This is a genomic window from Kitasatospora sp. NPDC034035, assembly GCF_055575755.1.
In genome coordinates, this window is record NZ_JBVISA010000076.1 from 1 (window position 1) to 11,845 (window position 11,845).

General features: G+C 73.2%; 1 protein-coding gene. It reads right to left on the bottom strand.

Annotation, left to right across the window (positions count from 1 at the left end; all coding sequences use genetic code 11):
* Positions 1 to 11,845, bottom strand: an 11,845-nt coding sequence (locus ACZ52J_RS42245) for an SDR family NAD(P)-dependent oxidoreductase (RefSeq protein WP_465626730.1), incomplete at both ends; no start/stop codon positions are given.

Sequence of the window (11,845 nt, forward strand, 5' to 3'; positions counted from 1 at the left end):
ACGCCACCGGCAGCCGACTCCCGCGCCAGCAGACCCACCGCATGCCGCGTCCAGAGCACGTCATCAGCAGCCTCCGCAGGCCGGGAGTGCACGGCGATCGTCCGGTGACCCGACTCCTCGGGAGCACTGACGGACACCTGGAGCTGCACCGCGCCCTGTTCGGGCACGATCAGCGGCGCCTCCAGGGTGAGCTCCTCCACATGCGCACAGCCGACCTGCTCGCCGGCCCGGACCGCGAGTTCCACCATGGCCGTTCCGGGCAGCAGTACGGTGCCGGCGACGGCATGGTCCGCCAGCCAGGGGTGCGCGTCCAGGGCGAGCCGCCCGGTGAAGAGGTGGCCGTCCGCATCGGCCAGCGCCAACGAGGCGCCGAGCAGCGGATGGTCGGCGTTCGCCAGGCCGGCGGAGAGCACGTCCCCGACCAGCCCGGGCCTGACCCGCGGCCAGTAGTTCTCGTGCTGGAAGGCATAGGTGGGCAGATCCACCCGGCGGGCGCCGGTGCCCGCGAACACGGCGTGCCAGTCCACCGCGGCGCCGCGCACCTGGAGCCGGGCCAGCGCAGTCGTGAAGCTCTGCGCCTCCGGCCGATCGCGCCGCAGGGCCGGTACGAGGACGGCGCCGCTCTCCTCGCCGAGGCACGGCTGCGCCATCGCCGTCAGCGTGCCGTCCGGGCCCAGCTCCAGGAACGCCCGGACGCCTTCGCCCTCCAGCACGTGCACCGCATCGGCGAAGCGGACGGCCTCGCGAACATGCCGCACCCAGTACTCGGGGTCGGTCAACTCGGCCGACACGAGCGAACCGGTCAGCGTCGACACGATCGGAATCCGCGGCTCCGCGAAAACCACCTCAGCGGCCACGGCGCGGAACTCCGCCAGCATGCCGTCCATCAGCGGCGAATGGAACGCATGACTGACGGTGAGCCGCCTGGTCCGGCAGCCGTCGGCCGTCAGCTTCTCCGCGACATCCAGGACGGCCTGTTCGGTGCCAGAGATCACCACGGACGCCGGCCCGTTGACGGCAGCGATGCCCACCTCGGCCGTCAGCAGCGGCAGCACGTCAGCCTCCGCCGCCTGGACGGCCACCATCGCGCCACCACGCGGCAACGCCTGCATCAACCGGCCGCGCGCCGCCACCAGCCTGCATGCATCCGCCAGCGAGAACACACCCGCCACGTGCGCCGCGGCCAACTCACCGATCGAGTGACCGGCCAGGAAGTCCGGCCGCACACCCCAGGATTCGACCAACCGGAACAGCGCCACCTCCAGCGCGAACAACGCCGGCTGCGTGAACCCGGTCTCACTGATCAGCTCCGCATCCGCGACCGCCTCACGCAGCGGACGGTCCAACAGCGGATCCAGTTCGGCACACACCGCGTCGAACGCAGCCGCGAACACCGGAAAGGCCGCCGACAACTCGAAGCCCATCCCGACCCGCTGACTGCCCTGACCGGTGAACAGGAACGCCGTCCGCCCACCGGTCGGTGTGCCGACGCTCTCCGACGACACGCCGCCCGCCAACGCCTCCAGCGCCGCCAACAGCTCCGCACGGTCGCCCGCCACCAGCCCGGCACGCCACTCGAACGAGGAGCGCGTGGTCGCAAGGGACAGCCCCAGATCGGCCACCTCCACGTCAGGACGCGCCGCCACGAACTCCCGCAGCCGAGCGGCCTGCCCGCGCAGCGCCTCCTCCGTCCTGCCCGAGATCACCAGCGGCAACGGCGCACCCGTGCTCGTAATGGCCGGCACCGGCTCCTCCGCGGGTGCCTGCTCCAGGATGATGTGCGCGTTGGTGCCGCTGAAGCCGAAGGAGGAGACCGCCGAACGGCGCGCCCGCCCGATCTCCGGCCACGGACGGGCTTCGGCGAGCAGTTCGACCGCGCCGGCCGACCAGTCGACGTGCGAGGACGGCTCGCCGACGTGCAGGCTCTTCGGCAGCACTCCGTGCCGCATCGCCAACACCATCTTGATCACACCGGCCGCACCCGCCGCCGCCTGGGTGTGACCCAGGTTCGACTTCACCGAGCCCAGCCAGAGCGGCTCCTCCTCGCCGCGCCCCTGCCCATAGGTGGCGAGCAGGGCCTGCGCCTCGATCGGATCGCCCAGACGCGTCCCGGTCCCGTGCGCCTCCACCGCGTCCACCTCGCCGGCCGTCAACCCGGCACTGGCCAGCGCCTGCTGGATCACCCGCTGCTGGGACGGCCCGTTCGGCGCGGTCAAGCCGTTGGACGCGCCGTCCTGGTTGACGGCACTGCCGCGGACGACCGCCAGGACCGGATGACCGTTCCGCCGGGCGTCCGACAGCCGCTCCACCAGCAGCATGCCGACGCCCTCGCCCCAGCCGGTCCCGTCCGCGTCATCGGAGAAAGCCTTGCAGCGGCCATCGGCGGCCAGGCCGCGCTGACGGCTGAACTCCACGAACGTGCTCGGCGTCAGCATCACCGTCACACCGCCCGCCAGCGCCAGCGTCGACTCACCCTGCCGCAGCGACTGGCAGGCCAGGTGCAGCGCGACGAGCGAGGAGGAACACGCCGTGTCGATCGTGACGGCCGGCCCCTCCAGGCCCAGCGTGTACGACACCCGTCCGGAGGCGACGCTGCCGGAGGTACCGGTCCCCACGTGGCCTTCCGCGCCCTCGGCGGACTGCTGGAGCAGCATGCCGTAGTCGTTGTACATCACGCCGACGAAGACACCGGTACGACTGCCGCGAACCGTTCGCGGGTCGATCCCGGCCCGCTCGAAGGCCTCCCAGGACGTCTCCAGCAGCAGCCGCTGCTGCGGGTCCATCGACATCGCCTCCCGCGGGCTGATGCCGAAGAAGCCGGGGTCGAAGAGGCCGGCGTCGTGCAGGAACCCGCCCTCACGTGCGTACGAGGTGCCGAGGTGGTCCGGGTCCGGGTGGTACAGGTTGGCGGTGTCCCAGCCGCGGTCCTCGGGGAAGAACGACACCGCGTCCCGCCCGTCGGCGACCAGCCGCCACAGGTCCTCGGGCGATTCGATCCGGCCCGGGTAGCGACAGGCCATGCCGACGATCGCGATCGGCTCGTCGTCCGGGGCCGTGCTGACCGCCGGGGCGACGACGGCCTCCGGATCGGCGCCGAGCAGTTCGGTCCTGAGCTGTTCGGCGAGCACCGCGGGGCTCGGGTAGTCGAACACGAGCGTGGCCGGCAGGCGCAGCCCGGTGGCGCCGTTGAGCCGGTTCCGCAGCTCGACCGCGGTCAGCGAGTCGAAGCCGAGTTCCTTGAAGGCGCGGCCCGCATCGACCCCGGAGGCGTCCGGGTAGCCCAGGACGGCGGCGACCTCGCCGCGCACCAGGTCGAGCAGCAGGGCCTCCCGCTGGGCCGCGCCCAGCGCCGCCAGCCGGTCGGCGAGCGCCGAGCCGCCGGCGGCAGAGGTACCTCCACCGTTGGCGGTGGCGCGGCGCACCGGCGTCCGGACCAGGCCGCGCAGCATCGGCGGCAGCATCCCGATGCCGGCCTGGGCCCGCAGGCCCGCCAGGTCGAGGCGGATGGGGACCAGCACGGGTTCGGTACCGGCCACGGCAGCGCCGAACAGCAGCAGGCCGTCCTCGGCGTTCAGGGCGACGACACCACCGCGGGCCATCCGCTGCACGTCCGCGTCGTCCAGCCCGGCCGCCATTCCGCCGCCGTCCTCCGCCCACAGCCCCCACGCCAGGGACTGCGCCGGGAGACCCGCGGCGTGGCGGTGCTCGGCAAGGGCATCCAGGAAGGCGTTCGCAGCGGCGTAGTTCGCCTGACCCGCCGCACCGAACACCCCGGCCGCTGAGGAGAACAGCACGAACGCGGCAAGCGGACGGTCCTTCGTCAGCTCGTGAAGGTTCCACGCCGCATCCACCTTCGGACGCAGCACGGCATCCAACCGCTCGGGCGTCAGGGACGGCACGATCCCGTCATCCAACACACCCGCCGTGTGGACGACCGCGGTCAGCTCCACACCCGCCAGCACCGCCGCCAGCGCGGCACGATCCGCGACATCACACGCCGCGAACGACACCTCCGCACCCAGACCGGCCAGCTCCGCCGCCAACTCCACCGCACCCGGGGCCTCTTCGCCACGACGCGACACCAACAACAGACGACGAGCCCCGTACTCCACCACCAGATGACGGCTGAACAACGCCCCCAAAGTGCCCGTCGCACCCGTCACCAACACCGTACCCTCGGGATCCAGCACCGGCGCCGAAGCACCACCCGCCGAAGCACCACCCGCCACAGCACGCGCCAGACGCGGCGCAAGCACCACCCCGCCACGCAACGCCACCTGCGGCTCACCGCACGCCAACACCCGCTGCAGCAGCCCCACTTCGGCATCGCCGTCCACGTCCACCAGAACGATCCGACCCGGATTCTCCGACTGCGCCGAACGCAACAGACCCAGCACCGCGGCGGACGACAGGTCAGTGGCATCCGTTGCACCCCGCGTCACCACCACCAGACGCGAATCCGCGAACACATCCGCCGCCAACCACTCCTGCACCAGCGCCAACACCTCCCGCAGCACCGTATGCGTGGCGGCGACCGGGTCGTCGCCACGGATGGCGCGAACGGGATACACCAGTGTGTCCGGGACCGCGCCGCTCCCGGCCACCGAGGCCAGGTCCGCGAAGAGCAGCGCGCCCGGCAGACCCTGGCCGTCCCCGCCCAGGACGCCGAGGACACCGATCGCCCCCGCCTGAACGTCGACGGGCAACGGCACCGGTACCCAGTCCGGGCGGAACAGCGCCTCATGTCCGCCCGTGGCCCCGACCTGATCCGGGGTGAACGCCCGCAGGGCCAGCGAACCGACCACGGCCACCGCCCGGCCGGTGGCGTCCGCCACCGCCAGCGAGACCGCGTCGGCACCGGCCGTGCCGATCCGCACCCGCAGTTCGTCCGCACCACCGGCCAGCAGCGACACGTCCGACCAGCTGAACGGCAGGCGTCCCTGGCCGGTCTCGGCCAGCAGCCCGCCGACACCCACCGCGTGGAGTGCGGCATCCAGAAGCGCCGGGTGCAGCCCGTACGCCGCGGCCTCCGGCCGGAGGTCCTCCGGCAAGGCCACCTCGGCGAAGACCTCGCCGTCCCGCCGCCACGCCGCCCGCAGACCCTGGAACACCGGCCCGTACGCGAACCCGGCCGTGGCGAAGGCCTCGTATACCCCGTCCACCGCGAGCGGCTCGGCACCGGCCGGCGGCCACTCGGCCAGGTCGAGTCCGGGAACCGCGGCGGCCGGGGACAGGAAGCCCGCGGCATGGCGCAGCCACGGCTCGTCGAGCGGCGCATCCTCGACCCGCGAGTACACGGCCACCGACCGGCGGCCCGCCGCATCCGGCGCCCCCACCGACACCTGCACCTGCACACCGCCGCGCACCGGGAGCACCAGCGGCGCCTCCAGGGTCAGTTCCTCGACCCGCCCGCATCCGACCTGGTCTCCCGCGTGCACCGCCAGCTCGACGAACGCCGTCCCCGGCAGCAGCACGGTCTCCGCGACGGCGTGGTCGGCCAGCCATGGCTGCGCGTCCAGCGCGAGCCGCCCGGTGAACAGGACACCCTCGCCGTCCGCCAGCCCCACGAAGGCGCCCAGCAGCGGATGTTCCGCCAGATCCAGCCCGAGCTGGGCCGCGGCCGCGTCGCCCACCAGGAGCGGCGGGGCCTCCAGCCAGTAGCGCTCGTACTGGAAGGCGTAGGTGGGCAGGTCGACCCGGCGGGCACCCGTGCCCGCGAAGACCGCCGCCCAGTCCATTGCCGTGCCGCGCACGTGCAACTGGGCCATCGCCGTCTGGAAGCTCTCCGGCTCGCTGCGGTCGCGGCGCAGGGCGGGGGTGAGGACGGCGTCGGCGTCCTCGGCGAGGCAGTGCTGCGCCATGGCGCTGAGCGTGCCGTCCGGGCCCAGCTCCAGGAACGTCCGGACGCCTTCGCCCTCCAGCACGTGCACCGCGTCGGCGAAGCGGACGGCCTCGCGAACATGCCGCACCCAGTACTCAGGGTCGGTCAACTCAGCCGACACGAGCGAACCGGTCAGCGTCGACACGATCGGGACCCGCGGCTCCGCGAAAACCACCTCAGCGGCCACCGCACGGAACTCCGCCAGCATGCCGTCCATCAGCGGCGAATGGAAGGCGTGACTGACCGTCAGGCGCGTGGACTTGCGACCCGTCAGCTGCTCCATGACGGCCCGGACGGCATCCTCGGCGCCCGACAGCACCACGGACGTGGGCCCGTTGACCGCGGCGAGGCCGACGCCGTCGGTGAGCAGCGGCAGCACCTCGGCCTCGGAGGCCCGCACCGCCACCATCGCGCCGCCGCGCGGCAGCGCCTGCATCAACCGGCCACGGGCCGCCACCAGCCGGCACGCGTCCGCCAGCGAGAACACGCCCGCCACATGCGCCGCGGCCAGCTCACCGATCGAGTGACCGGCCAGGAAGTCCGGCCGCACACCCCAGGATTCGACCAGCCGGAACAGCGCCACCTCCAGCGCGAACAGCGCCGGCTGGGTGTACCCCGTCTCGTCGATCAACCCCGCATCCGCGATCGCCCCGCGCAGCGGACGGTCCAACAGCGGGTCCAGCTCAGCGCACACCGCGTCGAACGCAGCCGCGAACACCGGGTAGGAGGCATACAGCTCCCCGCCCATCCCGACCCGCTGACTCCCCTGCCCCGCGAACAGGAACGCCGTCCGGCCACCCGTCCCCGTCGGTCCTTCGACCAGGCCCGTGAAGGAGGCCAGGTGCTCGATGATCCGGTCGGGTTCGGTGGCGACCAGAGCCGCCCGGTGGTCGAAGGCGGTCCTGGTGGTGGCGAGTGAGTGGGCGAGGTCGACGGGCGACCAGGCCGGCAGTTCCTTCAGGTGCTCGGCGAGCCGGGCCGCCTGGGCGCGCAGTGCCTCGGGGCTCCTGGCCGACAGCACCAGCGGACGCGGCCCGGACGTGGGGCGGTCGTCGGTGGGTGTGGGCGCCGCGGGGGGCTGCTCGATGATGGTGTGTGCGTTGGTACCGCTGACGCCGAACGAGGAGATGCCGGCGCGACGCGGCCGCCCGGTCTCGGGCCACGGCCGGGCCTCGGTGAGCAGTTCGACGGCGCCCTTCGTCCAGTCGACGTGCGTCGACGGCCGACCGACGTGCAGGGTCTGCGGCAGCATGCCGTGCCGCATCGCGAGGACCATCTTGATGATGCCGGCGACACCGGCGGCGGCCTGGGTGTGGCCGAGGTTGGACTTCACCGAGCCGAGCCAGAGGGGCTCGTCGTCGCTGTGCGCCTGGCCGTACGTGGCGAGCAGTGCCTGGGCCTCGATCGGGTCACCGAGCGAGGTCCCCGTGCCGTGCGCCTCGACGGCGTCGACCTCGGCGGCCGACAGTCCGGCCGAGGCGAGGGCTTGGCGGATGACGCGCTGCTGGGAGGGGCCGTTGGGGGCGGTCAGGCCGTTCGAGGCGCCGTCCTGGTTGATCGCCGAGCCGCGCACGATGCCGAGCACCGGGTGCCCGTTGCGGCGGGCGTCGGAGAGCCGCTCGACGAGCAGCATGCCGACTCCCTCGGCCCAGCCGGTGCCGTCCGCATCGTCCGAGAAGGACTTGCAGCGGCCGTCCCGCGCGAGCCCGCGCTGGCGGCTGAAGTCGACGAAGGTGTCGGGGGTGGACATCACGGTCACGCCGCCGGCCAGGGCGAGCGTGCACTCGCCGGTGCGCAGCGCCTGGATCGCCCAGTGCAGGGCCACCAGGGAGGAGGAGCACGCGGTGTCGACGGTGACGGCCGGGCCCTCCAGTCCGAGCACGTAGGCGACCCGGCCGGACGCGATGCTGCCGGAACTGCCGGTGCCGAGGTAGCCCTCGACGCCCGGTGGGATGGCGGGAAGGCGGGAGATGTAGTCGTGGTACATCACGCCGGCGAAGACGCCGGTGCGACTGCCGCGGACCGTCTCAGGGTCGATGCCGGCCCGTTCGAACGCCTCCCAGGACGCCTCCAGCAGCAGCCGCTGCTGCGGGTCCATCGCCAGCGCCTCGCGCGGCGAGATGCCGAAGAACGCCGGGTCGAACTCGCTCGCGTTGTGGAGGAAACCGCCCTCGCGCGTGTACGAGGTGCCGGGGTGGTCCGGGTCGGGGTGGTACAGGTTCTCAACGTCCCAGCCCCGGTCGGTGGGGAAGGCGGAGATGCCGTCGGTGCCGCCCGCGACCATCCGCCACAGGTCCTCGGGGGAACGGACGCCGCCGGGGTAGCGGCAGGCCATGCCGACGATCGCGACCGGGTCGTCGGCGAGGGCGGTGGCCCGCACGGGCGCACTCTCCACGACGGCGTCGCGCAGGCCGAGCGCCTCGGTCAGCAGGTAGCCGGCCACGGCGTTCGGGGTCGGGTAGTCGAAGACGACGGTGGCGGGCAGCCGGACGCCGGTGGCCGCGTTGAGCCGGTTGCGCAGCTCCACAGAGGTCAGCGAGTCGAATCCGGTCTCGCGGAACGCCTTCGCCGGGTCGACGGCGTGCGGGCCGCTGTGGCCGAGCACGTGGGCGACCTGGGTCCGGACGAGGTCCAGCAGTTCTCGCTGCTGCTCGTCCTCGGTGAGCGTCAGCAGCCGCTCGACCAGCGACGCACCGGCGGCGGAGGCCGCAGCACCCTCGGCGGCGCGGCGGCTGGGTGTGCGGACCAGCCCGCGCAGGACGGCGGGCAGTCGCCCGACCCGGGCCTGGACCCGCAGGCCCGCCTGGTCGAGCCGGATCGGCACCAGCGCAGCCGCGTCCTGGGCCAGCGCGGCGTCGAACAGCGCGAGTCCGAGTTCCGCGGTCAGCGGAGCCACGCCGCCGCGGGCCATGCGCTGCACGTCCGCGTCATCCAGCCCGGCGGCCATGCCGCCCGCCCAGAGGCCCCAGGCGAGAGCGGTCGCCGGGAGCCCGGCGGCATGGCGGTACTCGGCGAGGGCGTCGAGGAAGGCGTTCGCGGCGGCGTAGTTCGCCTGACCCGCCGCGCCGAAGACACCAGCCGCTGAGGAGAACAGCACGAACGCGGCAAGCGGACGGTCCTTCGTCAGCTCGTGCAGGTTCCACGCCGCATCCACCTTCGGACGCAGCACGGCATCCAACCGCTCAGGCGTCAGGGACGGCACGATCCCGTCATCCAACACACCCGCCGTGTGGACGACCGCGGTCAACTCCACACCCGCCAGCACCGCCCCCAGCGCGGCACGATCCGCGACATCACACGCCGCGAACGACACCTCCGCACCCAGACCGGCCAGCTCCGCCGCCAACTCCACCGCACCCGGGGCCTCTTCGCCACGACGCGACACCAACAACAGACGACGAGCCCCGTACTCCACCACCAGATGACGGCTGAACAACGCCCCCAAAGTGCCCGTCGCACCCGTCACCAACACCGTACCCTCGGGATCCAGCACCGGCGCCGAAGCACCACCCGCCGAAGCACCACCCGCCACAGCACGCGCCAGACGCGGCGCAAGCACCACCCCGCCACGCAACGCCACCTGCGGCTCACCGCACGCCAACACCCGCTGCAACAGCCCCACTTCGGCATCGCCGTCCACGTCCACCAGAACGATCCGACCCGGATTCTCCGACTGCGCCGAACGCAACAGACCCAGCACCGCGGCGGACGACAGGTCAGTGGCATCCGTTGCACCCCGCGTCACCACCACCAGACGCGAATCCGCGAACACATCCGCCGCCAACCACTCCTGCACCAGCGCCAACACCTCCCGCACCGCCGTCCGCACCGCCTCGGCGGACAGCTGCACGCCGACGGTGCCGAGCGGCAGGAGGACGGTGGCCGGTGCCGGTGTCGCGCGGTCGGCTTCGAGGCGCGCCACGAGGGCGGTGAGGCTCTGGGGGGTGTCGACGGCGCGGCCGGCGGCGAGCAGTGCGGCGGCGAGGCCGAGGCCGTCCGCACCCACCACGGTGTGGAGCTCGGCCTCGTCAGCCGCCCGCGCGGGCAGGTGGACCTCGGTCCAGTCGACGGAGAAGAGTGCGTCGTGCTGGGCGGCACGGTGGGCGCCGTCGCCGTGCAGCTGGCCGGCGGAGACCGGCCGAAGCATCAGCGACGCCACGGAGGCAACCGGCGCCCCCGTGGCGTCGACGGCCGTCAGCGTCACCGACTCGGGCCCGGCGGGGGCGATCCGGACCCGGAGGGTGGCGGCGCCGACCGCGTGCAGGGACACGCCGTTCCACGAGAACGGAAGCCGGCCCCGGCCCTGCTCGGCGTCCGCCGTGGTAGCGAGGGCGGTCGCGTGGAGCGCGGCGTCGAGCAGGGCCGGGTGCAGACCGAACGCACCGGCCGCAGCGACTGCCTCCTCGGGCAGCGCCACCTCGGCGAAGACCTCCTCGCCGCGCACCCAGGCTGCGACGAGCCCGCGGAAGACCGGGCCGTAGCCGAAGTCGGAGGCGGCGAGGGCGTCGTAGAAGCCGGTGAGGTCCACCGGCGCGGAGTCTGCGGGCGGCCAGGAGGCTGCGGCGAAGGCGGCGTCCGCGGCCGGGCGCGCGCCGCTCGACAGCAGTCCGTCGGCGTGGCGCGTCCACACCGCGTCGTCGTCCGCGTCCTCGGGCCGCGAGTACACGGACAGCGGTCGCGCACCCGTGCCGTCCGCCTGCCCGATCCAGAGCTGGACCTGCACGCCGCCCCGCTCGGGGAGCACCAACGGGGCTTCAAGGGTCAGCTCGTCCAGGCGGTCACAGCCGACGTGGTCGCCGGCCCGGATCGCGAGCTCGACGAAGGCCGTGCCGGGCAGCAGGATGCTGCCGCCGACGGCATGCTCTGCCAGCCAGGGATGGGTCTGCACGGAGAGACGGCCGGAGAAGAAGAAACCGTCGCTGTCGGCGAGCGCAACGGCCGCGCCCAGCAGCGGGTGGTCGGCGGACCCCAGACCGATCGCCCGCGCGTCCCCGACCACGGGTGCCGTCCGGTCGATCCAGTACGCCTCGCGCTGGAAGGCGTAGGTGGGCAGGTCCACCCGGCGGGCACCCGTGCCCGCGAACACCGCCTGCCAGTCGACCTTCGCACCGAGCACGTGGAGTTGGCCGAGCGCGGTGGTGATGCTCTCCGGCTCGGGGCGGTCGCGGCGCAGGGCGGGGGTGAGGACGGCGTCGGTGTCCTCCGCGAGACACTGCCCTGCCATGGCGGTCAGGGTGCCGTCCGGGCCCAGCTCCAGGAACGTCCGGACGCCTTCGCCCTCCAGCACGTGCACCGCGTCGGCGAAGCGGACGGCCTCGCGAACGTGCCGCACCCAGTACTCGGGGTCGGTCAACTCGGCCGACACGAGCGAACCGGTCAGCGTCGACACGATCGGGACCCGCGGCTCCGCGAAAACCACCTCAGCGGCCACGGCGCGGAACTGCGCCAGCATGCCGTCCATCAGCGGCGAGTGGAACGCATGACTGACGGTGAGCCGCGTCGACCTCCGCCCCTCCAGACCGGCCACCACAGCCGAAACCGCGCCCTCGACACCCGAAACCACCACCGAGGTCGGCCCATTGACCGCCGCAATGCCCACACCGTCGGTCAGCAGCGGCAGCACCTCGTCCTCGGACGCCTCCACCGCCACCATGGCGCCGCCGCGCGGCAGCGCCTGCATCAGGCGACCGCGCGCCGCCACCAGCCTGCATGCGTCCGCCAGCGAGAACACACCCGCCACGTGCGCCGCGGCCAGCTCACCGATCGAGTGACCGGCGAGGAAGTCCGGCCGCACACCCCAGGATTCGACCAGCCGGAACAGCGCCACCTCCAACGCGAACAACGCCGGCTGCGTGAACCCGGTCTCGCTGATCAGCTCCGCATCCGCGATCGCCTCACGCAGCGGACGCCCCAACAGCGGATCCAGCTCAGCGCACACCGCGTCGAACGCAGCCGCGAACACCG